Here is a 23,653-nt window from a genome sequence, read left to right as displayed (position 1 = left end):
ACCTGGTTTTGCGATGCTGGATAACTGATGACATGAACGGCCAACCGGCCTGACGACAACCCTGGGCTCTCACACGGCTGCAAGGCCGTTCCCCTAATTAGGGTCGTTGGGCATCGATTCTCATCGAGGCGCGGGGGCCACAACCCCAACTCAGACGCCGGATAGATGAAAGCAAGCCAAACACGACATCAACAACAGTATTGCAGAAAAGGGGGTAACCATAGATGTGGGAGCGAGCTTGCTCGCGATATCGGTCTTTCAGTTAAATCATCGCTCGATGTTCGGCCGCTATCGCGAGCAAGCTCGCTCCCACAGGGGGATGTAGTTACCCGGCTTTGCGCAGGGCCGCATGCTGCGGGTTGAAGGTCAGCACGGCGAGCAACGCGAACAGCAACGTCAGCCCCGTGCACACCGCCAGCGCCAGCGGATTGAAGCGTTCATACAGGGCGAAACGCACCAGCTCTACCGCATGGGTGAACGGATTCACCGCGCACAGCCAGTACAGCCACTCGCTGGCCTCGTGCATCTTCCACAGCGGATACAGCGCCGATGACAGGAAAAACAGCGGGAAGATCACGAAATTCATCACCCCGGCAAAGTTCTCCAGCTGGCGGATCGCGTTCGACAGCAACAGGCCCAGGGCGCTGAGCAGCAACGCCACCAGCAGCAAGGCCGGCAACACCAGCAACAGGCCCATGGCCGGTGGCCGCACGCCGTAGACCCAGGCAACCGCCAGGAACGCATACACCTGCAACAGCGAAATCAGCGAGGTGGCCAACAGTTTGCTGCACAGCAGAAAGGTGCGCGGCAGGGGGCTGGTCAGCAGCACGCGCATGCTGCCCATCTCGCGGTCGTAGACCATCGACAGTGAGCCCTGCATGCCGTTGAACAGCAGGATCATGCAGGCCAGCCCGGGAATGATGTAGACCTCATAGGGAATGTAGGTGTCGTAGGGCTCGATGATCGCAATTCCCAGCGCTGCGCGAAAACCGGCGGCGAACACCAGCAGCCACAACAGCGGCCGCACCAGGGCGCTGAGGAATCGAGTGCGTTGCAGCACAAAACGCAGCCATTCGCGCAGCACGATACCGCTAAAGCATTGCCAGTAAGCGTTCATTGGGCAGCTCCTGATGTTGTCAGACGAGTGAAGGCCGAACCGAGGTCACCGCCGTGTTCCTGGCTCAGGGCATCGGCCTGTCCGCTGGCCACCAGCCGGCCTTGATGCAGGATCAGCAGGTCATCCCTGGGCTGTACTTCATCGAGCAGGTGGGTGGTCCAGAGTACGCAGATGCGCTCGTCGCGACACAGGCTGCGGATGTGCTGGTTGAGCGCCAGGCGACTCGCCGGGTCGAGGCCGACACTGGCTTCATCGAGCAGCAACAGGCGCGGCTCATGCAACAGGGCTCGGGCAATTTCCACCCGGCGACGATGGCCACCATTGAGTTCACGCACCCGTTCGCGGCGGCGTTCGGTCAGGGCCTGGCGGGCCAGTTCGGCGTCGACCCGAAGGTCGGTCTGACGCCGGGACAGGCCATGCAATGCGGCGTGATAACGCAGGTTCTGCTCGACGCTGAGGTCCAGGTCCAGGGTGCTTTGCTGAAACACTACGCCCAATTGCCTGAGTGCCGGGCGTGCCGCGCTGCGCAATGAATTGCCACCGACGCGGATCTCGCCTTGCTGCAGATCATAGAGCCGGGTCAGCAGGGCAATCAGGGTCGACTTGCCGGCGCCGTTGGGTCCCAGCAGCGCGGCGAAACGCCCGGGTTCCAGGCTGAAACTCACCTTGCGCAAGGCCTCTCGGGCGCCGTAGGCAAAACCCAGGTCACTGACTTCAAGGGCGTTCATGGCGTCACCACCACGCCCCAGGGGTAGCGCCCGACTTTCACCGATTTGTTGACCTTGAGGCTGTCGACGTCGATCACCGAGACATCGCCGCTGACGCCGTTGGTGGCCAGCAATTGCTTCTGATCCGGGGTGAATGCCATTTGCCAGACCCGTCGACCCACCAGCAGGTAATCGACAATCTCGAAGGTTTTGGCGTCGACCACCGCGACGTGATTGGCCGGGCCGAGGGCGACGAAAGCGTATTTTCCATCGGCGCTGAGCTTGATGCCCACCGGTTGCACCTTGTCCGGGTGCACGCCCTTGATCTGGAAGTTCAGGGTCTTGAGCACGTTGCGGCTGGCCACATCGAGAATGGTCACGGTACCGCCGATTTCCGCCGAGGCCCAGAGCCGGGCACCATCGGGGGAGAACTCGACGAAGCGCGGGCGCTGGTCCACCAGGGTGCTGTCGGCCAGGGTCTGGGTGCTGGTGTCGATCCAGTGCAGCATGTTGGTGGTTTCGCTGGTGTTGACTGCCCACTTGCCGTCGGGGCTCACCGCCATGCCTTCGGGTTCGACGCCGACGTTGATCTGGCCGAGCACCTTGGAGGTGTCGGTGTCAATCACCGTGACCAGCGCATCGTCTTCGTTGGAAACGTACAACCAGCGGTTGTTGGGGTGCAGGGCGAATTGTTCGGGGTCCTTGCCCGAAGGCAACTCCTTGATGATCTTGCGTGTGGCCACGTCCATCACCTGGACCCGGTCCGAGTCACTGGCGCAGATGTACAGCAGCTTGTTGTCATGGGACAGCAGCAGGCCGCGGGGGCGCTGGCCGACGGGCAGGGTGTCGGTGACTTGCAGGGTCTGCAGGTCGATCAGGCTCAGGCTGTTGTCCTTTTCGTTGGAGACCCAGGCAGTGCTGGCAACGGCATGGCCAGCGGCGAGGAGCAAGGCGCAAGAGAGCAGGGTGCGGCGCATGGCGGATTCCTTGTTGTCGTGATTATCGGATCAGGGAAAACGGCAACTGACCTCGGGTTTGTCGTAGCCCAGGCTGTCCATCTCGTTGAAGGGGTGCAGAAAGCCGTCCTGGGGTGACGTACTGACCAGCGCCCGGGGCTGGATGATGGGAATCGGCTGGCGCAACTGGCCGTTCCACGACCGGTAGCTGAGCTTGCGGCCCTTGAACCCGTCGAGGGGCAACTGGTCGCTGATTTCCAGCGTGCGGATCGCCATCGGCTCGGCCTGGCGCAGTTTGCTCACGGCGCTGGCGATACTGCGCACGGCCATCCAGGCTGCGAAATCACGGTCATTCATCCAGCGCCCGGTCAGGGCTTCGAAGCGTTTTTGCAGCTGCGCGGCGCCGTAGGTTTCGACGGTCTTGTGCCAGCCCACCGGGGTCAGGCCCTGGGTGCCGGCGACCGGGCGCGGGTACCAGGTCTGGTAGGGCACGTATTCACCGAAGTCGCCGCGTTCATCGGCCACCAGTACCACGTCGTACTCGGCAGTCTGGGTGAACAGCGGCATATCCGCCTGGGCGCTGCGGCGTTGGTCGTTATCAAAACTCCAGGTTTTTTCCGCCACCAGTTGCAAGCCGAAGCGCTTTGCCCCGCGGCGCAGGGCAGCGGCATAGGCTTGATCGTCCGGGGTCGGGCCGACAATCAGCAGCGCCCGCTGCCATTTGCGCAGCACCAGAAACTGCGCCAGTGCATCGGCGAGCATCGCCCGGCTCGGCAAGGTATGCAGCACGTTCGCCAGGCAATCGGTGGTGCGCAGGCTGTCATCGGGGCTACCGGCGTTGAACAGCAGGCTGTCGGGCAGCGCTGCACTCAATTGGCGCAGGCTGGTGGCGGGGGCATTGACCACAAACAGGCGCAGGCCTTGTTCATGCTGCGCCTTTGCCGCTTCGAGCAAGGCCTCGGGGCTGTCGACACTGGCGCTGACCAGGTTGTAGCCGTGGTTGAGAAAACGCCCGGTGCTGTTGCTGTCGGTGATCGCCAGTTCGGCGCCGCGCAGCCCGGCATCGGTGGGCTCGGGGATGACGTTCGACATTACCGGGCCTGGGTCGGGGCGGTAACCCAGATAGCCGATCCGCACCTGCAAGGGCGCATCGGCGGCCCGGCTCTGGGTGGCCAGGCCGGCGGCGCAGGCAATCGCCAGCAGGTAGATCAGGGCGTAAGGGGCAAGCTGGCGCATAAGGCTCTCCATGACCGTCAGCGCCAGCATAGAAATCCCCTGAGGCTGAGGAAATATGCAGAAAGTACCGGTGGTGTCCATCCGGCGCCTTACTACCAAGGGACTAGGTGGCGACCACCAAAGCAGCATGGGGTGAGGGCGATACCGTTTCTAAGATGGCTGCCATAGCCTCTGCCAAGAGGTTTTGCGTGCAATCCAGAGGGCATAACAATGACAACAATACGCAACGCCTTGCTCGTGACCGGGCTATTGGCCGGTCTTATCAGCGCAGGTTCCGTGTGGGCCCACGGCAACGTGGTCCCGCAAGCCGTGGCCACCCCGGGGCTGACCCCGATCAAGGACGCCGGCGTGCAGCTCGATGCCGATGGCTGGGCCGCGGTGAACCCGTATCGCACCACCCCGGAACACGACAAGGCAGTGGAAATCGGTGCCTCGGCCTACACCCAGAACTGCGCGGCCTGTCATGGCCTGGAAGCCAAGTCCGGCGGTATCGCCCCCGACTTGCGCATGCTCGATGTCGGTGAGGCGGGCGATGAATGGTTCGCCGAACGGGTGCGCCATGGCGCGGTGCGCGACGGCCGGGTGTACATGCCGAAGATGGCCGACTACCTGAGCCAGGAAGCCTTGTGGGCGGTGCGCACTTATCTGGACACTGTGCACGTCGAGGAGTGACCCATGCGCCTGCTCGCGGTGTTGATCAGCGCTCTGTGGCTGTGCTGCCAGACGGCGCAGGCGCAGGTTCGCAATTACGACGAAATGATCGCCGCCGGGGAGCTGAAGGTGGCGGTCTACAAGGACTTCGCCCCCTACAGCTTTGAACGCGCCGGAAAGCCCCAGGGTGTCGATGTCGAACTCGCCGAGGCCCTGGCCAAGGCGCTCGGCGTGCGCCTGACACTGATCTGGGCACCGGCCGGGGAAAAGCTCGACGACGACCTGCGCGATTACATCTGGCGTGCCAGTGCCTTGCACAACCAGCAGCTGGCCGACCTGATGATGCGCGTGCCTTATGACCGTGACTACGCGCAGAAGCGCAACGAGTTCGGCGAACTGGTCAACGGCCAAGTGGTGATGTTCGGTCCGTACCAGAACGAACAATGGCAGGTGGCCTATGACCGCCGGCGGCTGGACAAGGTCGCCAGCGTCGCGGTGTTCGAGCAACACCCGATTGGTGTCGAAGTCGACAGCGTGCCGTCGTTCTACCTGACCTCGGTGTTCAACGGCATGCTCGCCGGCAAGACCCATCACTATCCCGGCGTGCCCCAGGCCTTTGCCGCGATGAAGGCCGGTGAGGTCGACGCGGTGATGGCCATGCGCGGCGAAATCGACTGGCAGGTCCATGAAGCGGCCGACCCGCAAGTGGCGCTGGCAGAAAACGCCTACCCGAACATGGGCAAGCAGCTCTGGGAGATCGGCATGGCGGTGCACGAAAGCAACCGTCAGCTGGCCTATGCCGTGGACGAGGCGCTCGAAGGCCTGATCCGCGAGGGCTCGGTGAAGACCATCTACGGCCATTACGGCCTGCGTTACGACGTGCCCGAGATGTATCAATAAGGAGCAGGCGATGAAATGGCGAGGGAGTTGTCTGTTGGCCTGCTGGTTAAGCCTGGCGGCACAGGCCGCCGAAATCGATCCCGGCAAAGACCCGGTGCCATCGGTGATGTGGGCCTTCTATCACCAGCAGTTTCTGGGCAATGCGCCGTTCGTTTTCGATGAGCGGGTCAAGCTGCTGGCGCCGCCGTTTGCCGAAGATGCCCGGCAGGTGCCGCTGGAGATCGACGCCCGGGCGTTCAACGGCGAGGTGGTGAAAATTCTCGCCTGGGCCGAGCTGAACCCATTGCCGAAAATCGTCGACTTCCAGCCACTGAATTCGGTTTTGCCGTGGCTGTCGTTGCGCATTCGCATCGAACAGGCCACGCCCTTGCGCGCGGCGGTGTTGACCCGCGACGGCGTGTGGCATGTCGGTTCGACCCTGATCGACGCAGCAGGTGGCGGTTGCACCGCGCCGAGCGTGGTACGCAGCCAGCCGGGTTGGGAGGAGCACATCGGCGAAGTGCTCGGTGGGCGTTATCCCCGGGGTGAGTTCAGCCGCTTGCGTTTGCAGGTGGCCCATCCCATGGACAACGGCATGGTCAGCGGCATTCCGGAATTCTTCATCAACCATGCCGAGTTGCGCGACCACAACGAGCAAGTGCTGGCCCGGCTGGAGCTGTTTCCGGCGGTCAGCGAAAACCCCAACCTGGCCTTCGACATCGTGGGGGCAGGGCAAACGCGCCTGCTGCTACGGGACAACAGCGGCAATGAGTTCGATGCGTCGATACTCTGACCCAAATAAGCGTGACCCCAAGGAGCGTGGCATGCGCTGGATCCTGTTGATGGTGTTAAGCGTCAGTCTGCCGGCCCTGGCCGATCTCGACTACTCACTCAAGCCCCGGCAGATCGCCCAGGACATCTGGCTGCTGGAAGGCAGCACCGATAATTTCGCCAAGGCCAACGGCGGCAACATCGTCAACACCGCGTTTATCGTTACTGAACGCGGTGTGGTGGTGATCGACACCGGCCCGTCCAGGCGTTACGGCGAAGCGCTGCGCAAGGTCATTGCCGCCATTACCGACAAGCCGGTGATCGAGGTCTTGCTGACCCATCACCACCCGGACCATGTGCTGGGTAATCAGGCCTTCAGCGACGTGCCGATCGGTGCCTTGGCCGGCACCACCGAGCTGTTGCACCGGCAAGGCGATGCCATGGCCGAGAATATGTACCGGATGGTCGGCGACTGGATGCGCGGCACCGAAGTGGTGCTGCCGACGCAGACGCTGACACCCGGCGTGAAAAGTTTTGGGAATCACGATCTGCGTCTGCTGAGCCTGGGTGGGCATACGGGCGCGGATCTGGCTATTCTCGACCAGCAAACCGGCGTGCTGTTTGCCGGGGACCTGGTGTTTTATCAGCGAGCGCTGACCACTCCCAACAGTCCGGGGTTGTCGCAGTGGCTGGCGGATATCGCGACCCTGCAAGGCTTGCCCTGGACGCTGATCGTGCCGGGCCATGGGCCGGTGGCGAGCGATCCACAACCCTTCGAGCAAATGCGCGATTACCTGACCTGGCTCGATCAGCTCATGCGCGACGGCGCCGCCAATGGCAGCGACATGGCCGAGATGATCCGCAGCCCCATCCCTGAACGCTTCGCCGGGATCAACCTGAGCCGCTACGAACTGATCCGTAGCGTCAGTCATCTGTACCCGCGCTACGAGCGCGAGCGGATGACGCGGGTGGATTCTGCCGCACGAAAGTGAGCAAACACAGACCCCCTGTGGGAGCGAGCTTGCTCGCGATGAGGCCGGCACATCCAGCATCATTATTGCCTGACCTGCCGCCATCGCGAGCAAGCTCGCTCCCACAGGATTGGGGGTGATTCACAATCCTGTGTTTTCTCACCCACCCTGTACCAAGGAACTAGCAATCTCCTCATTGCGGGCAATTGTTGCCGGGGCGGCGGCGCTCAAGAATCTGCACCAGACCGGGAAAATTTTCCGGACATAACAAAAATCCGCAGAGGAAGCCGTCATGACTCAACCCGCACGTCGCCAGCCCTTCGTCCTGAGCCTGCTGCTCAGTGCCATGCTGTTGTCCGGCCAGGCATTGGCCGGGGTTTCCGACCAGGACATTCTCCAGGACCCGAAGAACCCGGAGCAGGTCGTGACCAACGGCCTCGGCGTTCAGGGGCAGCGCTACAGTCCGCTGGATATTCTCAACGTCGACAACGTCAAGGAGCTGCGACCGGCCTGGGCGTTTTCCTTCGGCGGTGAAAAACAGCGTGGCCAGCAAGCGCAGCCGATGGTCAAGGACGGCGTGATGTACATGACCGGTTCCTACTCGCGGGTGTTCGCCGTGGATGCGCGCACCGGCAAGAAACTCTGGCAATACGATGCGCGCCTGCCCGATGACATCCGCCCTTGCTGCGACGTGATCAACCGTGGCGTCGCGCTGTATGGCGACCTGGTGATTTTCGGCACCCTCGACGCCAAGCTCGTGGCGCTGAACAAGGACACCGGCAAGGTGGTGTGGAGCAAGAAAGTTGCCGACCATAAGGAAGGCTACTCGATCAGCGCCGCGCCGCTGGTGATCAACGGCAAGCTGATTACCGGCGTGGCCGGTGGCGAGTTCGGCGTGGTGGGCAAGATCGAGGCCTACGACCCGAAAAACGGTGACCTGTTGTGGACCCGGCCGACGGTCGAAGGCCATATGGGCTACGTCTACAAGGACGGCAAAGCGGTGGAGAACGGCATCTCCGGTGGCGAGGCGGGCAAGACCTGGCCGGGCGACCTGTGGAAAACCGGCGGTGCGGCCCCGTGGCTGGGCGGCTATTACGACCCGGAAACCAACCTGCTGCTGTTTGGCACCGGCAACCCGGCGCCGTGGAACTCGCACTTGCGCCCTGGCGACAACCTCTACTCCTCATCGCGCCTGGCGCTCAACCCGGACGACGGCACCATCAAGTGGCACTTCCAGAGCACGCCCCACGACGGTTGGGACTACGACGGCGTGAACGAGCTGGTGTCGTTCAACTACAGCGAAGGCGGCAAGGAAATCAAGGCGGCGGCCACGGCCGACCGTAACGGTTTCTTCTACGTGCTGGACCGCACCAATGGCAAATTCATCCGTGGCTTCCCGTTCGTGGACAAGATCACCTGGGCCACCGGCCTGGATAAAAACGGCCGGCCGATCTACAACGAAGCCAGCCGTCCCGGTGCCCCGGGTTCCGAAGCCAAGGGCAGTTCGGTGTTCGTGGCGCCGGCGTTCCTCGGCGCGAAAAACTGGATGCCGATGGCTTACAACCAGGACACCGGGCTGTTCTATGTGCCGTCCAACGAGTGGGGCATGGACATCTGGAACGAAGGCATCGCCTACAAGAAAGGCGCGGCGTTCCTCGGCGCCGGCTTCACCATCAAGCCATTGAACGAAGACTACATCGGCGTGCTGCGGGCCATCGACCCGAAAACCGGCAAGGAAGTCTGGCGCCACAAGAACTACGCGCCGCTGTGGGGCGGGGTGCTGACCACCAAGGGCAACCTGGTGTTCACCGGCACGCCGGAAGGTTTCCTGCAGGCGTTCAACGCCAAGACCGGCGAAAAGGTCTGGGAATTCCAGACCGGTTCCGGCGTGCTCGGCTCGCCCGTGACCTGGGAAATGGACGGCGAACAGTACGTCTCGGTGCTCTCCGGCTGGGGCGGCGCGGTACCGCTGTGGGGCGGCGAAGTGGCCAAGCGCATCAAGGACTTCAACCAGGGCGGCATGCTCTGGACCTTCAAGCTGCCCAAGGACCTGGTGGCCAAGCATTAACGCCAAGACCACCACATAACCTGTGGGAGCGAGCTTGCTCGCGATAGCGGTCTGACAGTCGACATCAATGGCGAATGTGCTGGCCTCATCGCGAGCAAGCTCGCTCCCACAGTGTTTTGTGTGAAATCTACGACCAAATAACGAGAGCCCCTCCTGCCAACGATGCATTCGTCTGGCACGCGGGGCTCTCTAGTATCGGCTCATCGCCTGTCAGTACGACAGGCATCGACCCAGACAGAGGCCCACCATGATCTACGCACAACCCGGAACCCCAGGCGCCGTCATTACCTTCAAACCGCGCTACGGCAACTTCATCGGAGGCGAGTTCGTCGCTCCGATCAATGGCGAGTACTTCACCAACACCTCGCCGGTCAACGGTGAAGTGATCGCCGAGTTCCCGCGCTCCAGCGCCGCCGACATCGACAAGGCCCTCGACGCCGCGCATGCCGCCGCCGACGCCTGGGGCAAGACCTCGGCCCAGGACCGCTCCCTGGTGCTGCTGAAAATCGCCGACCGCATCGAGCAGAACCTTGAGGTGCTGGCCGTCACCGAAACCTGGGACAACGGCAAGGCCGTGCGCGAAACCCTGAACGCCGACGTGCCGCTGGCGGCCGACCACTTCCGTTACTTCGCCGGTTGCATCCGCGCCCAGGAAGGCGGGGCTGCCGAGATCAACGAGCTGACCACGGCCTATCACTTCCATGAGCCCCTGGGCGTGGTCGGGCAGATCATTCCGTGGAACTTCCCGCTGCTGATGGCCGCTTGGAAACTCGCCCCGGCCCTGGCCGCCGGCAACTGCATCGTGCTCAAGCCCGCCGAGCAAACGCCGCTGTCGATCATGGTCTTCGCCGAGCTGATCGTCGACCTGCTGCCGGCGGGCGTGCTGAACATCGTCCAGGGCTTCGGTCGCGAAGCCGGCGAGGCCCTGGCCACCAGCAAACGCATCGCCAAGATCGCCTTCACCGGCTCGACCCCGGTGGGCGCGCACATCATGCATTGCGCCGCCGAGAACATCATTCCGAGCACCGTCGAACTGGGCGGCAAGTCGCCGAACATCTTCTTCGAAGACATCATGAAGGCGGAACCTGCGTTCATCGAAAAAGCCGCCGAAGGCCTGGTACTGGCGTTCTTCAACCAGGGCGAAGTCTGCACCTGTCCGTCCCGGGCGCTGGTTCAGGAATCCATCTACGAGCCGTTCATGGCCGAGGTGATGAAGAAGATCGTCAAGATCAAGCGCGGCAACCCGCTGGACACCGAGACCATGGTCGGCGCCCAGGCGTCCGAGCAGCAATACGACAAGATCCTCTCGTACCTGACCATTGCCCAGGAGGAGGGCGCCGAACTGCTCACCGGCGGCGCGGCCGAACGACTGGAGGGCGACCTGTCCAGCGGTTACTACATCCAGCCGACCCTGCTCAAGGGCCACAACAAGATGCGTGTGTTCCAGGAAGAAATCTTCGGCCCGGTGGTGGGCGTCACCACCTTCAAGGACGAAGCCGAAGCCCTGGCCATCGCCAACGACAGCGAGTTCGGCCTCGGCGCCGGCCTGTGGACCCGCGACATCAACCGCGCCTACCGCATGGGCCGGGCGATCAAGGCCGGGCGCGTGTGGACCAACTGCTACCACCTGTACCCGGCACACGCCGCGTTTGGTGGCTACAAGAAGTCCGGCGTCGGTCGGGAAAACCACAAGATGATGCTCGATCACTACCAGCAGACCAAAAACCTGCTGGTGAGCTACGACATCAATMCGTTGGGGTTCTTCTGATTCCTTGAACACGACGCAAAACCTGTAGGAGYGAGCCTGCTCGCGATAGCGGTCCGACAATCAACATCAATGTTGAATGTGCTGACCTCATCGCGAGCAGGCTCACTCCTACATGGGGTTTGTGTGATGCCAGTGACCGCGCAACACCCCCTACCAAATCACCCCGCCAACTCCTTCGAAAGTAGCATTCGGGCACTCGATGCCCCGTGCATTAATGGCTCTACCGGAATCACCCGGCACAAGAAGAGGAATGACCCATGTGGACTAAACCCGCGTTTACCGATCTGCGCATTGGCTTCGAAGTGACGATGTATTTCGCCAACCGTTGATTGATCACCCGGCCAGCCGCTGCGTTGGCCGGGCCTGCCTTCTGGAGCATCCGCCATGCACATCCGCGTTCTCGGTTCCGCCGCTGGCGGTGGTTTCCCGCAGTGGAACTGCAACTGCCGCCAGTGCGCCGGTGTGCGCAATGGCAGCCTGCGGGCACAGCGCCGTACGCAGTCGTCGATTGCCCTGAGTGACGATGGTGTGGAGTGGGTGCTGTGTAACGCGTCACCGGACATTCGCGCGCAATTCGAGAGTTTTGCGCCATTGCAACCGGTGCGGCGCCTGCGTGACAGCGCCATCGCCGGCATCGTGCTGCTGGACAGCCAGATCGACCATTGCACCGGTTTGCTCAGCCTGCGTGAAGGTTGCCCGCATGACGTGTGGTGCACCGAGCGTGTGCACCAGGACCTGAGCAGTGGTTTCCCGTTGTTCAACATGCTGGAGCACTGGAACGGCGGATTGCACTGGCAACCGGTCGGCCTCGATCACCAGCCGTTCAACATCCCGGCCTGCGGGCATTTGCAATTTCGCGCGATTCCCCTGGTGAGCAACGCGCCGCCGTATTCGCCCAATCGCGGCAACCCGCAACCGGGCGACACCATAGGCCTGTTCATCGAAGACCTGCGCAACGGCGCCTCGCTGTTCTATGCCCCGGGCCTTGGCCGAATCGACGATGAAGTGCTGGGCTGGATGCAGCGCGCCGATTGCCTGCTGCTGGACGGCACTCTGTGGCGCGACGACGAGATGCGTATCTGCGAAGTCGGCCAGAGCCTGGGCAGTGACATGGGGCACCTCCCACAAAGCGGCCCCGGCGGCATGCTTGAAGTGCTGGAAGACTTCCCTCGCCAGCGCAAGGTGCTGATCCATATCAACAACACCAATCCGATCCTTGATGAAGACTCGGCCGAGCGGGCCTTGCTGGAGCGGCGGGGGATTGAAGTGGCTTACGACGGCATGAGTATTGAGCTGTAGCCGATGGCCCCATCGCGAGCAGGCTCGCTCCCACAGGGGACACCGCCGATTCAATGTAGGAGCGAGCCTGCTCGCGATGAGGCCAGCGCAGGCACCGCAAAAATTTCCGGAGAACAAAATGACTGACACCCCCATGTCCCCCACAGAATTCGAATCCGCCCTGCGCGCCAAGGGTGCCTACTACCACATCCACCACCCCTTCCACCAAGCCATGTACGCCGGCCGCGCCAGCCGCGAACAGATCCAGGGCTGGGTCGCCAATCGCTTTTACTATCAGATCAACATTCCGCTGAAGGACGCCGCGATTCTCGCCAACTGCCCGGACCGCGACGTGCGCCGGGAATGGCTGCAACGGATTCTCGACCACGACGGCGTCCCCGGCAGCGAGGGCGGTATCGAAGCCTGGCTGCGCCTGGGCGAAGCAGTGGGGCTGGATCGCGAGCAGATCCTCTCCCAGGAACTGGTGCTGCCCGGGGTGCGTTTTGCGGTGGACGCCTACGTCAATTTCGCCCGTCGCGCCTGCTGGCAGGAAGCGGCCAGCAGTTCGCTGACCGAACTCTTTGCGCCACAGATCCATCAGTCGCGACTCGACGCCTGGCCGACCCATTACCCGTGGATCGACGTCGCCGGCTACGACTATTTCCGCACGCGCCTGAGCCAGGCTCGGCGCGATGTCGAGCATGGCTTGCGCATCACCTTGGCACACTACGTGACCGCCGAGGGGCAACAACGCATGCTGCAGATTCTGCAATTCAAGCTCGACGTGCTGTGGAGCATGCTCGATGCCATGAGCATGGCCTACGAGCTTGCGCGCCCGCCGTATCACACGGTCACCGGCGATAACGTCTGGCACCGGGGGATCGCCCTGTGAGCCTGATCGATCGCCAGCAGTCACCGGCCTTGCGCCGCGGTTTTCGCCTGCAATGGGAGCCCCGTCAGGACTGCCACGTGCTGCTGTACCCCGAAGGCATGATCAAGCTCAACGCCAGTGCCGGACAGATTCTCGACCTGGTGGATGGCCAGCGTAGCGTGGCGGCGATCATTGAGCGATTGAGCGCGAATTTCCCCGGCGTACCGGGGATCGACGAAGACGTGCTGGCGTTTCTGGAGGTGGCCCATGCGCAGTTCTGGATCGAGTGAGACGCAGCCCGGACCGCCATTGTGGCTGCTCGCCGAGCTGACCTACCGCTGTCCGCTGCAATGCCCCTATTGCTCCAACCCGCTGGACTTTGCCCGGCACGGCGAGGAACTGAGCACGCAAGAATGGATTCGTGTATTCCGCGAAGCGCGGGACATGGGTGCCGCGCAACTGGGGTTTTCCGGCGGCGAGCCATTGGTGCGCCAGGACCTCGCCGAACTGATCAAGGCCGCCCGGGACATGGGCTACTACACCAACCTGATCACCTCCGGCATCGGCCTGACCGAGCAGAAGGTGCGCGACTTCAAGGTGGCCGGGCTGGACCATATCCAGATCAGCTTCCAGGCCGCCGACGAGGCGGTGAACAACATGCTCGCCGGCTCGCGCAAGGCCTTTGCGCAGAAACTCGCCATGGCCCGTGCGGTGAAAGCCCAGGGCTACCCGATGGTGCTGAACTTCGTCACCCATCGGCACAATATCGACCGGATCGCGCAGATCATCGAGCTGTGCCTGGAGCTGGAAGCGGACTTCGTCGAATTGGCCACCTGCCAGTTCTATGGCTGGGCCGAACTCAACCGCGTCGGCCTGTTGCCCACCCGCGAGCAATTGCAGCGTGCCGAGCGCATCACCAACGAATACCGCGAACGCCTTGAAGCCCAGGGCCACCCGTGCAAGCTGATCTTTGTCACTCCGGACTACTACGAGGAACGTCCCAAGACCTGCATGAACGGCTGGGCCAACCTGTTTCTCGACATCACCCCCGATGGTACGGCGTTGCCTTGTCACAGCGCCCGGCAGTTGCCCGTACAGTTTCCCAATGTGCGCGAGCACAGCCTCTCGCACATCTGGAACGACTCGTTCGGCTTCAATCGTTTTCGCGGCGATGACTGGATGAAGGAGCCGTGTCGCTCATGCGATGAAAAGCACAAGGATCTGGGAGGATGTCGCTGCCAGGCTTTCATGCTGACCGGCGACGCCGCCAATGCCGATCCGGTGTGCAGCAAGTCGCCCCATCACGGCGTGATCCTCAAGGCCCGCGAGGAAGCGGATGCGCCGGGGCAGGGGATCGAACACCTGACGCTACGAAATGCGAAAGCTTCGCAGCTGATCTATCGCGGCTAGTCCTAACGACACAAATCCCCTGTAGGAGYGAGCCTGCTCGCGATGAGGGCGTCACATTCAACATTGATGTCGACTGTGAGGTAGCTATCGCGAGCAGGCTCACTCCTACAGGGGGTTGCGGTGAATTCAAATGGGCTACCCATTGGTCTGATTGCATTCGCAGCTGGATGGTTTAGTGTGGTTTCTACCTTCCAAAACAATAAAAACAGGCTTTCCAATGAGCCAGAGTCTCAACCAGCTGCGTAAATTCGTTTCGCCTGAAATCATCTTCGGTGCCGGTAGCCGGCACAGTGTCGGCAATTACGCCAAGACCTTTGGCGCGCGCAAGGTCCTGGTGGTCAGCGATCCCGGCGTGATTGCCGCCGGTTGGGTCGCCGATATCGAGGCCAGCCTGCAAGCCTTGGGCATCGAATACTGTCTGTACACCGACGTTTCACCGAACCCGCGGGTCGAAGAGGTGATGCGCGGTGCCGAGCTGTACCGGGAAAACCACTGCGATGTGATCGTCGCCGTCGGTGGCGGCAGCCCGATGGACTGCGGCAAGGGCATCGGCATCGTCGTCGCCCATGGCCGCAGCATTCTCGATTTCGAGGGCGTGGACACCATCCGCGTGCCCAGCCCGCCGCTGATCCTTATTCCGACCACCGCCGGCACCTCGGCCGATGTCTCGCAATTCGTGATCATTTCCAACCAGCAGGAACGCATGAAGTTCTCCATCGTCAGCAAGGCCGTGGTGCCGGACGTTTCGCTGATCGACCCGGAAACCACCCTGAGCATGGACCCGTTCCTGTCGGCCTGTACCGGCATCGACGCGTTGGTGCATGCCATCGAAGCCTTCGTGTCCACCGGCCACGGGCCGCTGACCGACCCCCACGCGCTGGAGGCGATGCGCCTGATCAATGGCAACCTGGTGCAAATGATCGCCAACCCGACCGACATCGCCCTGCGCGAGAAAATCATGCTCGGCAGCATGCAGGCCGGCCTGGCGTTTTCCAACGCCATCCTGGGCGCCGTGCATGCCATGTCCCACAGCCTCGGCGGCTTTCTCGACCTGCCCCACGGCCTGTGCAACGCGGTGCTCGTGGAGCACGTGGTGGCCTTCAATTACAACTCGGCGCCGGAGCGCTTCAAGGTGATCGCCGAGACCTTTGGCATCGACTGCCGGGGCCTGAATCACCGGCAGATCTGCGGGCGTCTGGTCGAACACCTGATCGCCCTCAAGCACGCCATCGGCTTTCACGAAACCCTCGGTTTGCATGGCGTCAGGACCTCGGACATTCCGTTCCTGTCGCAGCATGCGATGCACGATCCGTGCATCCTGACCAACCCGCGCGAGTCCAGCCAGCGAGATGTCGAGGTCGTCTATGGCGAAGCCCTCTGACGAGCAACAACGGGCTCTGGCCGGGCTGCTGGGGCTGGGCAGCCATTCGGCGCGCAAGAGTCATTACCCGGAACTGGCCGCGCGCCTGGATGATCTGGAAGCCGAGCGTAACCGCTACAAGTGGCTGTTCGAAAACGCGGTGCACGGGATCTTCCAGGCCAGCCTGCACGATGGCATGCGCGCCGCCAACCCGGCGCTGGCACGCATGCTTGGCTATCAGGACGCCCAGGAGGTGCTGTTCTCCCTGACCGACCTGGCCAGCACCCTGTTTGTCGACGGCGCGCAGGAGCTGGAAACCATCGGCGAAATCCTCAGGCACCAGCGCAGCCTGCACGGCTATGAAACCCGCTTGCGGCGCAAGGACGGCAGTTACCTCGATGTGTTGATGAACCTGCTGCTCAAGCCCGGCCAGGAAGGGCTGGTGGAAGGGTTCGTTTCCGATATCACCGAGCGCAAACTGGCCCAGCAACGCTTGCAGCAACTCAATGACGAACTGGAGCTGCGCGTCGTCGCGCGCACCAATGAATTGCTCGAAGCCAACCGTAATCTTCAGCAGCAGATCACCCAGCGTAAACAGATCGCCCAGGCTTTACGCGTCGCCCGCGATGCCGCCGAGGCGGCCAATCACAGCAAGGACAAATACCTCGCCGCCGCCAGCCACGATCTGCTGCAACCGCTGAACGCCGCGCGGTTACTGATTTCGACCTTGCGCGAACGCCAATTGCCGGAAGCCGAACAGGTGCTGGTGGAACGCACTCACCAGGCCCTGGAAGGGGCCGAAGACCTGCTGACGGATCTGCTCGACATTTCCCGGCTCGATCAGGCAGCGGTCAAGCCGGACATCGCCTCGTACCGCCTCGACGAATTGCTCGGGCCGCTGGTGTCGGAGTTTCAGTCCGTCGCCCAGGCGGCCGGCTTGAACCTGCGGGTGCGCATGGCCGATTACGCCATCAGCACCGACTTGCGCCTGATGACGCGGATCCTGCGCAACTTCCTCAGCAATGCCTGCCGCTACACCGACGAAGGCAGCATCCTGCTGGCGGCAAGGCGTCGCGGCGAGATGTTGCGCCTGGAGGTCTGGGACACCGGGCGTGGCATCGCCGCCGACCGGCTCGATTCGATCTTCCTCGAGTTCAACCAGCTGGATGTCGGCCGCGCCGCCGACCGCAAGGGCGTGGGCCTGGGGCTGGCGATCGTCGAGCGCATCGCCAGGATCCTTGGCTATAAAATCGGCGTGTACTCGTTGCCGGGGCGGGGTTCGATGTTCAGCATCGAGGTGCCGATCTCCGACGAGGTTCCGTTACCCGTGAGCCAGGCGGTGCCACAACCGGGCACCGGCAACCCGCTGCCGGGCCGCCGTTTACTGGTGATCGACAACGAAGTGAGCATTCTCCAAAGCATGGGCGCGTTGCTCGGGCAGTGGGGCTGCGACGTGCTGACCGCCACCGATGAAGCGTCGGCGCTGGCGGCGCTGCGCGGGCAGGCACCAGAACTGATTCTTGCGGACTATCATCTCGACCACGGGGTGGTCGGCTGTGATGTGGTGCGACATTTGCGCGAGCATTTTCACCAGAGCATTCCCGCGGTGATCATTACTGCCGACCGCACCGACCATTGTCGGCGTGCGTTGCAGCGGCTCAACGCACCGTTGCTGAACAAACCGGTGAAGCCCGGCAAGTTGCGCGCGGTGTTGAGTCAACTGTTGGGGGCCTCTGCCTGAAGCGGCCGATACTGCAGGGTGAAACCCAGTTCGGTGGATTGACCCTGTTCCAGCAAACGCAAGCCTGGCCGACCGGGCAGGTGATGCGCGTTGACCGGGTGGCTCACCGGTTCGATGCAGAAAAAACCCACGTCCACGGGGCAGTAGAGCAGGTAGTAATCGCTACCGGTGGCCTGGCAGTCGAGTTCGTAGCCGAGGTCGGGCTGTTGGATCAGGCAATGGCCGTTCCATTCGCAGAAGCCGTTGTCCACCATTGATTCGGGCAATGACTTCAGGTGCTGAAAATCCCACTCGACCGGCAATGCGCTGAGTTCTGTCGGCAGTTTTGCCCCGTCGCACAACCACACACGCCGGGCGGGTGCCTGTAGTCGGGTGCTCGCGGTGCGCGGCAGATATGGATGCAGTCCCAGACCATGCCACGCAGCGTGTTCAGCCAGGTGCGTGACGTGCAGTTCGATGCTCAGCTTGCCCGCGCGCAAATGGAAACGTTGCCGGGCGCGATAAGCGAAGGGGGTTGTGCTGTCGAGTTGCAGGACCACTTCATTTGGCGACCGGTAAACCACGTCCCACGGCTGCTGCCAGGCGCTGCCGTGAATCGGCAGGGGATCGGTGAGACTGTTGGGCGTCAATGCCAGCCAGCCGTCGGGGCAGTCGAAGCCGCCATCGGCGATGCGGTTGGACCAGGGGATCAAGGGAAAGCAGCCGAGCTTGCCGGGCAGGCCGGTGTTCAGGGCGTGCTCGTCGGCGTGTCGCAGCAAGGGATGGCCAGTGCTGCGCACGGTCCAGTTGACGATGCTGCCGCCCAGTTGCGGGGCGAGGGTGAGGCGGGTGAGTTCGTCTTCAAGTTCGATCAGTGTTAACGACATGTTGACCTGCCATGTGATTTTTTGAGGCTTGTGCCGTTTCCTGTGGCGAGGGGGCAAGCCCCCTCGCCACAAAGGCTCGCTCCCACAGAGGATTGGGTTGTTAGTTGGAAATCATGGGGGGCAGGGTGCCCAGCAATGAGACCGCCGCCACTGCACCAAGCCCCAGCATCCACTCCAGCATCACACTGGCACGCAGTGTTTGCAGACGCTGATCGCAGTCATCGATGCGCTGCCGATTGAACAATGCCAGGCCCAGCATCGCAGCGACCAGTGCAACCTTGATCAACAGGATCAAGGCGAATCCGCTGAACAATGGTGTCGGCCAGAACGCCCCGGTGAGCACCCGCACATTGATCAGCCCGGTGATCAGCAACCCGGCGACCAACCCGTAACCAACGCCGCTGAAGCGCTGCAACATCACGCGGATCGAATGCCCCGCGGGTTCTCGCAGAATCATCACCAGCAACATCAGGCCGCCAAGCCAGGCGCTCACGCAGATCAAGTGAATGAGTTGATTGAGGATCAGCAACTGGCCTGCGGTGCCATCGAGCATGGCGCCGTGGCCGACCGGGGCCAGGGTGGCCAGCAGCAGACCGCTGAAGATCAGGCGCAGCGCAAGGCTGGCGCGCAGTGGGGTCAGCAGCAACGCCAGCAACAGCAGGTTGATCAGCAAATGCCAGCGCCAGACCTGACCGAAAAAGGTGTTGCCCAGTACCAGGCCCAGGGTCGGCGGATCGAAGGCCGCGTCCCAGGCCCCGGCCATGCTTGCGGTAATCAGCAACAACCAGCAGACCCCGCTGCCCAGCGCCACCACGGTCAGCCACCGGGAGGTCCGTGCCAGGCGCTGATCCAGCGCGGTTTCGCCATTTGCAAGCAAGGGCCTGAACAACCAGCCCCCGAACAGCATCAGCACCACGATGAAATGCAGGAAGCGGCACAGCACCAGCGCGCTCGCCATGAATTACTGGCCAACCTTGAAGGCGTATGCACCTTCGCTTTTGTGGGTGTCGACCGACACGGCGTGCCATTCGACTTTGTAGGCCCCGGCGGCCAACGGCGCGGCGGGGGTGACAATCAGGGTCTTCTTGTCGCTGCCTTCGGTGGTCAGCGCTTTGATCGCTACCGGTGCGCCATCCCGGGTCAGCGTGACTTTGGTGAAACTGGCCTCGATACCCTCGGAGAACTCCAGGCGCAATTGCGCTGGTGCGGTCACGGTGCTGTCGGCGGCCGGAGTCTGGCTTTTCAGGTGGGCGTGGGCCAACACCGAAGAAGCGGCGAGCAGCGAGCCGAGCAGGGCAGCGACAGTCAGGGTTTTCTTGAGCAGCATCGTGGGTACCTCAGGCAGTTTCCAAGTGCGCAGAGTTTAGCGTTACGACAGCGGCTGTACGAAGTTTCGTTTTCCCTTGTCGCCGCGCTCCAGAGCGGATGCTAGTCTTGCTCAACGTTGTTGTCGGGGATCCGCATGGGCAATCACAAGATCGAGATTCGTCGCAGTAACGTCGAAAAAATCCTGCTGGGGGCGGAAAAGGTCTTCGCTGAAAAGGGCTTCGGCAGCACCGCCATGGCTGACATCGCCGCCGAAGTGCAACTGCCGCGTTCCAATCTGCACTATTACTTCAGCACCAAGACCGAGTTGTACAGCGCCGTGCTGTTCGACTTGCTGGAAGTCTGGAAGCAGGACGCCCTGTGCTTCGAGATGTTCGATGACCCGCGCGTGGTGCTCAGCAGCTACATTCGCGCCAAGATGAACCATTCCCGCAGCCGGCCGTATGGCTCGAAAGTCTGGGCCAACGAAATCATCCATGGCGCGCCGACCCTCGGCGCAGCGCTGGACGCGAGCCTGTATGACTGGGCCAAGATGAAGGAAGCGAAAATCCGCCAGTGGGTGGACGACAAACGCATCCTGCCGGTGGAGCCCTCGAGCCTGCTATACATGATCTGGGCCTCGACCCAGCACTATGCCGACTTCGATCACCAGGTGAATATCCTCAATGATCACCAGCCGCTGTCGGACATGCAGTTCGAAAAGGCGGTGCAGACGGTGACCAGTGTGATTTTGCGGGGGATCGGGTTGGAGCCCTGAGATTTGTGTTGTTGCGGCGGGCCTCATCGTCGGAACGCCGCCCGGAGCAAGCTCGCTCCCACAGTGTTTTATGTCGTACACAAATGCTGTGTACACCAGAGATACCTGTGGGAGCGAGCTTGCTCGCGATGGCGTCATCTCAGACGCTGAAAACCTCAAGGGCTGACGTGATACGGATTTCTCGGATCATGATTCCAGTCCAGGAACGGCTTGCCGTTCTCCACCGGCACCATCTCGATGCAGTCCTGCACCGGGCAGGTGATCTGGCACAAGTTGCAGCCCACGCACTCCTCATCGATCACCTGGTATTTGTGCGTGCCATCCGCCTGCTTGAGGCTGGCCACGGCCTGGTGCGAGGTGTCCTCACAAGCGATATGGCAACGACCGCAACCGATGCAGGCCTCCTGATCAATCTTCGCGATCACCTGGTAGTTGATGTCCAGGTACTTCCAGTCCGTGGTGTTGCCCACCGCACGCCCGGAAAACTCCGAGATGCTGGCGTAGCCTTGACTGTCCATCCAGCGTGACAAACCGTCCTTCATGTCTTCGACAATCCGGAAACCGTGCAACATCGCCGCCGTGCAAACCTGCACCGCTCCGCTGCCCAAGGCGATGAATTCCGCTGCGTCGCGCCAGTTGCCGATGCCGCCGATGCCGCTGATCGGCAGGCCCTGGGTCTGCGGATCGCGGGCGATTTCGGCGACCATGTTCAAGGCAATCGGCTTTACGGCCGAGCCGCAGTAACCGCCGTGGGTGCTTTGGCTGCCGACCATCGGGTTGGCGACCATGCGTTCGAGGTTGACGCTGGTGATCGAGTTGATGGTGTTGATCAACGACACCGCATCGGCACCGCCACGGTGGGCGGCACGGGCGGCGACGCGGATGTCGGTGATGTTCGGCGTGAGCTTGACGATCACCGGCAGCGAGCAATACGTCTTGCACCAGCGGGTGACCTGTTCCACGTATTCCGGCACTTGGCCGACGGCCGCACCCATTCCGCGTTCCGGCATGCCGTGGGGGCAACCGAAGTTCAGCTCGATGCCGTCGGCACCGGTGGCTTCCACCAGCGGCAGGATGTTTTTCCAGGATTCTTCGACGCAGGGCACCATCAAGGACACGATCAGCGCACGGTCCGGCCAGTCCTTTTTGACCTGGGTGATTTCCCGCAGGTTGATCTCCAGCGAGCGGTCAGTGATCAGCTCGATGTTGTTAAAGCCCAGTACCTCCCGGTTAGCCCCGAAGTGCGCCGAGTAGCGCGACGACACGTTCACCGCCGCCGGGTCTTCACCCAGGGTTTTCCAGACCACGCCACCCCAGCCGGCCTCGAAGGCGCGGACCACGTTGTAGGCCTTGTCGGTCGGCGGCGCGGAGGCCAGCCAGAATGGATTGGGTGCTTTGATGCCGGCGAAGACAATCGACAGATCGGCCATTTACGCAGCCTCCACGTTGAGCATCAGTTGAGCATTGATCGCCTCGGCGGCGCGCTTGCCATGTTGCACCGCTTGCACGGTGAGGTCTTGATCGAGGCTGGTGCAGTCGCCGCCGGCATACACGCCGGGGATGCTGGTGCGCAGCTGTTCATCGACTTCGATGCGTTCGCCCTGGCGTTTGAGCTCGCGGGCCAGCGGATCGCTGAGGGCGCTGCCGTCGAAGGCCTGACCGATGGCCTTGAAGATCGCGTCGGCGGCCAGCTCGAAGGTTTCGCCAGTGGTTTGCAGGCGACCTTCTACCAGATGGGTGCGGGCGAAACGCATGCCGCGCACCCGACCATGGTCATCGAGCAGCACTTCTTCCGGTTGAGCCCAGGTCATCAGTCGCACTTGATTGGCCTTGGCAATGTCCTGTTCGTGATGGGTGGCGCCCATGTCCTCGACACCACGGCGGTACACCAGATTCACGTCGTGGGCACCGAGGCGGGCCATTTGCACGGCCATGTCAATGGCGGTGTTGCCCGCGCCGAGGACGATGCAATGGTCGGCCAGGGGCAGTTGGCTCAGGTCATCGGCCTGGCGCAGTTCGCGGATGTAGTCGGTGGCGGCGAGCAGGCCGGGCGCGTCTTCGTGGGTCAGACCCAGCTGTTTGCTGGCATTGAGCCCGACGCCGAGGAACACCGCATCGAACTGTTGGTGCAGTTCGCTGAGGGTCAGGTTCTCTCCGAGCCTCTGCCCGTGGCGGATTTCGATCCCGCCAATCTGCAACAGAAACTCAAGCTCCTTTTGTGCGTAGTCATCCACCAGTTTGTATTTGGCGATCCCGTATTCGTTGAGGCCGCCAGCCTTTTCCCGTGCCTCGAAGATCACCACGTCGTGCCCGTGCATGGCGCTGCGGTGGGCGCAGGACAAACCGGCCGGACCGGCACCGACAACTGCGATGCGTTTGCCGGTGGCGGCAGCGCGCTGGAAGGGGTGTTCGCTGAAGTGTGCGTTGTCCACAGCGTAGCGTTGCAACAGGCCGATCATGACCGGCGCGCATTCGTGAGCGCTGTTGCGCACGCAGGCTTGCTGGCAAAGAATCTCCGTCGGGCACACCCGGGCGCAACTGCCGCCGAGGATGTTGGCCGAGAGGATTTTCTGCGCGGCGCCTTGCACGTTGTCCTGCGCAATGTTGCGGATGAACGAGGGAATGTCGATTTCGCTCGGGCAGGCATTCACGCAAGGCGCGTCGTAGCAATACAGACAGCGCGAGGCTTCCAGGTGCGCCTGGCGCTCGTTGAGCGGCGGCGCCAGATCGGTGAAATGGCCGGCGAGGGTGGCCGCATTCTCTTGGGGATGCGGGAGGTGGTCCAGGGTCTTGATCACGGTTTTGGCCTCACGGTTATTTGAGGTGCTGCCTCTGAATGGGCATTGTTTTTTGTGTTGTCTGGGCTGACGTCATCGCGAGCAAGCTCGCTCCCACAGGTTTTGTGAACACCCGAGATCCC

At 62.4% G+C, this 23,653-nt stretch carries 23 protein-coding genes; 14 read left to right on the top strand and 9 right to left on the bottom strand.

The window, feature by feature from the left end:
• Positions 1 to 325: 325 nt before the first annotated feature.
• Genes AC1DRN_RS27775 through AC1DRN_RS27760 form a run of 4 tightly spaced genes read right to left on the bottom strand, consistent with a single transcriptional unit; the run spans position 326 to position 4,016 of the window.
• Entirely contained in the window at positions 326 to 1,117 is a 792-nt protein-coding gene (locus tag AC1DRN_RS27775) for an ABC transporter permease (protein ID WP_457266190.1), read from the bottom strand.
• Entirely contained in the window at positions 1,114 to 1,845 is a 732-nt protein-coding gene (locus AC1DRN_RS27770) for an ABC transporter ATP-binding protein (RefSeq protein ID WP_457266189.1), read from the bottom strand. The genes AC1DRN_RS27775 and AC1DRN_RS27770 overlap by 4 nt, the downstream gene beginning before the upstream one ends.
• Positions 1,842 to 2,801: a YVTN family beta-propeller repeat protein gene (locus tag AC1DRN_RS27765; RefSeq protein WP_457266188.1), complete on the bottom strand. Its 960-nt coding sequence runs from the start codon at positions 2,799 to 2,801 to the stop codon at positions 1,842 to 1,844. The genes AC1DRN_RS27770 and AC1DRN_RS27765 overlap by 4 nt, the downstream gene beginning before the upstream one ends.
• A 30-nt stretch (positions 2,802 to 2,831) precedes the next feature.
• Entirely contained in the window at positions 2,832 to 4,016 is a 1,185-nt protein-coding gene (locus tag AC1DRN_RS27760) for an ABC transporter substrate-binding protein (protein ID WP_457266187.1), read from the bottom strand.
• 210 nt (positions 4,017 to 4,226) lie between these two features.
• On the opposite strand from AC1DRN_RS27760, the gene pedF reads away from it, so the two are divergent.
• From pedF to AC1DRN_RS27695, 13 genes are all read left to right on the top strand, one after another.
• Positions 4,227 to 4,688 carry a cytochrome c-550 PedF gene (gene pedF / locus AC1DRN_RS27755; protein WP_223461921.1) on the top strand — a complete coding sequence of 154 codons (462 nt, stop codon included), beginning with the start codon at positions 4,227 to 4,229 and terminating at the stop codon, positions 4,686 to 4,688.
• A gap of 3 nt (positions 4,689 to 4,691) precedes the next feature.
• Entirely contained in the window at positions 4,692 to 5,567 is an 876-nt protein-coding gene (locus AC1DRN_RS27750) for a substrate-binding periplasmic protein (protein ID WP_457266186.1), read from the top strand.
• 10 nt (positions 5,568 to 5,577) lie between these two features.
• The gene (locus tag AC1DRN_RS27745) at positions 5,578 to 6,339 is read left to right on the top strand and encodes a quinoprotein dehydrogenase-associated SoxYZ-like carrier (protein WP_223461917.1); all 762 of its coding nucleotides are present in this window, start codon (positions 5,578 to 5,580) and stop codon (positions 6,337 to 6,339) included.
• Between the two features lie 31 nt (positions 6,340 to 6,370).
• The gene (locus AC1DRN_RS27740) at positions 6,371 to 7,309 is read left to right on the top strand and encodes a quinoprotein relay system zinc metallohydrolase 1 (RefSeq protein ID WP_457266185.1); all 939 of its coding nucleotides are present in this window, start codon (positions 6,371 to 6,373) and stop codon (positions 7,307 to 7,309) included.
• A 271-nt stretch (positions 7,310 to 7,580) separates the two neighbouring features.
• Entirely contained in the window at positions 7,581 to 9,356 is a 1,776-nt protein-coding gene (locus AC1DRN_RS27735) for a PQQ-dependent methanol/ethanol family dehydrogenase (RefSeq protein ID WP_218428664.1), read from the top strand.
• Positions 9,357 to 9,603: 247 nt separating this feature from the next.
• Positions 9,604 to 11,124 carry an acetaldehyde dehydrogenase ExaC gene (gene exaC, locus AC1DRN_RS27730; RefSeq protein ID WP_477786859.1) on the top strand — a complete coding sequence of 507 codons (1,521 nt, stop codon included), beginning with the start codon at positions 9,604 to 9,606 and terminating at the stop codon, positions 11,122 to 11,124.
• Positions 11,125 to 11,381: 257 nt separating this feature from the next.
• Positions 11,382 to 11,453, top strand: coding sequence for a pyrroloquinoline quinone precursor peptide PqqA (gene pqqA / locus AC1DRN_RS27725; RefSeq protein ID WP_003253598.1), 72 nt, complete (start codon positions 11,382 to 11,384; stop codon positions 11,451 to 11,453).
• Positions 11,454 to 11,508: 55 nt separating this feature from the next.
• A complete protein-coding gene (pqqB, locus tag AC1DRN_RS27720) occupies positions 11,509 to 12,423 on the top strand; it encodes a pyrroloquinoline quinone biosynthesis protein PqqB (protein WP_457266183.1) in 915 nt (304 codons plus the stop codon).
• Between the two features lie 118 nt (positions 12,424 to 12,541).
• Positions 12,542 to 13,294, top strand: coding sequence for a pyrroloquinoline-quinone synthase PqqC (gene pqqC / locus AC1DRN_RS27715; RefSeq protein WP_223461909.1), 753 nt, complete (start codon positions 12,542 to 12,544; stop codon positions 13,292 to 13,294).
• Positions 13,291 to 13,563: a pyrroloquinoline quinone biosynthesis peptide chaperone PqqD gene (pqqD, locus tag AC1DRN_RS27710; protein WP_007972043.1), complete on the top strand. Its 273-nt coding sequence runs from the start codon at positions 13,291 to 13,293 to the stop codon at positions 13,561 to 13,563. Before pqqC ends, pqqD begins: the two co-directional genes overlap by 4 nt.
• Positions 13,541 to 14,683, top strand: a complete 1,143-nt coding sequence (gene pqqE / locus AC1DRN_RS27705; protein ID WP_223461907.1) for a pyrroloquinoline quinone biosynthesis protein PqqE — start codon at positions 13,541 to 13,543, stop codon at positions 14,681 to 14,683. Before pqqD ends, pqqE begins: the two co-directional genes overlap by 23 nt.
• 217 nt (positions 14,684 to 14,900) lie before the next feature.
• Positions 14,901 to 16,064 (top strand): alcohol dehydrogenase-like regulatory protein ErcA, encoded by a 1,164-nt coding sequence (gene ercA, locus AC1DRN_RS27700; RefSeq protein ID WP_457266182.1) that lies wholly within the window; start codon positions 14,901 to 14,903, stop codon positions 16,062 to 16,064.
• Positions 16,048 to 17,784: a PAS domain-containing hybrid sensor histidine kinase/response regulator gene (locus AC1DRN_RS27695; RefSeq protein ID WP_457266181.1), complete on the top strand. Its 1,737-nt coding sequence runs from the start codon at positions 16,048 to 16,050 to the stop codon at positions 17,782 to 17,784. The genes ercA and AC1DRN_RS27695 overlap by 17 nt, the downstream gene beginning before the upstream one ends.
• On the opposite strand, the gene AC1DRN_RS27690 is transcribed toward AC1DRN_RS27695, so the two are convergent.
• From AC1DRN_RS27690 to copC, 3 genes are all read right to left on the bottom strand, one after another.
• The gene (locus AC1DRN_RS27690) at positions 17,760 to 18,650 is read right to left on the bottom strand and encodes an aldose 1-epimerase (protein WP_457266180.1); all 891 of its coding nucleotides are present in this window, start codon (positions 18,648 to 18,650) and stop codon (positions 17,760 to 17,762) included. The two genes, AC1DRN_RS27695 and AC1DRN_RS27690, sit on opposite strands and share 25 nt — an antisense overlap.
• 100 nt (positions 18,651 to 18,750) lie before the next feature.
• Positions 18,751 to 19,608, bottom strand: coding sequence for a copper homeostasis membrane protein CopD (copD, locus tag AC1DRN_RS27685; RefSeq protein ID WP_223461899.1), 858 nt, complete (start codon positions 19,606 to 19,608; stop codon positions 18,751 to 18,753).
• A gap of 3 nt (positions 19,609 to 19,611) precedes the next feature.
• Positions 19,612 to 19,977, bottom strand: coding sequence for a copper homeostasis periplasmic binding protein CopC (gene copC, locus AC1DRN_RS27680; RefSeq protein ID WP_223461896.1), 366 nt, complete (start codon positions 19,975 to 19,977; stop codon positions 19,612 to 19,614).
• Positions 19,978 to 20,112: 135 nt separating this feature from the next.
• Here copC and AC1DRN_RS27675 point away from each other — a divergent pair, with 135 nt between their 5' ends.
• On the top strand, positions 20,113 to 20,733 hold the full coding sequence (locus AC1DRN_RS27675; protein ID WP_008017494.1) for a TetR/AcrR family transcriptional regulator: 621 nt from the start codon (positions 20,113 to 20,115) through the stop codon (positions 20,731 to 20,733).
• Positions 20,734 to 20,888: 155 nt separating this feature from the next.
• On the opposite strand, the gene preA is transcribed toward AC1DRN_RS27675, so the two are convergent.
• Positions 20,889 to 22,163, bottom strand: a complete 1,275-nt coding sequence (preA, locus tag AC1DRN_RS27670) for an NAD-dependent dihydropyrimidine dehydrogenase subunit PreA (protein ID WP_223461894.1) — start codon at positions 22,161 to 22,163, stop codon at positions 20,889 to 20,891.
• Positions 22,164 to 23,531 carry an NAD(P)-dependent oxidoreductase gene (locus AC1DRN_RS27665; protein ID WP_223461892.1) on the bottom strand — a complete coding sequence of 456 codons (1,368 nt, stop codon included), beginning with the start codon at positions 23,529 to 23,531 and terminating at the stop codon, positions 22,164 to 22,166.
• Positions 23,532 to 23,653: the final 122 nt, after the last annotated feature.

The organism is Pseudomonas sp. P5_B3, from assembly GCF_056400405.1.
This window is presented reverse-complemented; position numbering and strand designations above follow the sequence as displayed.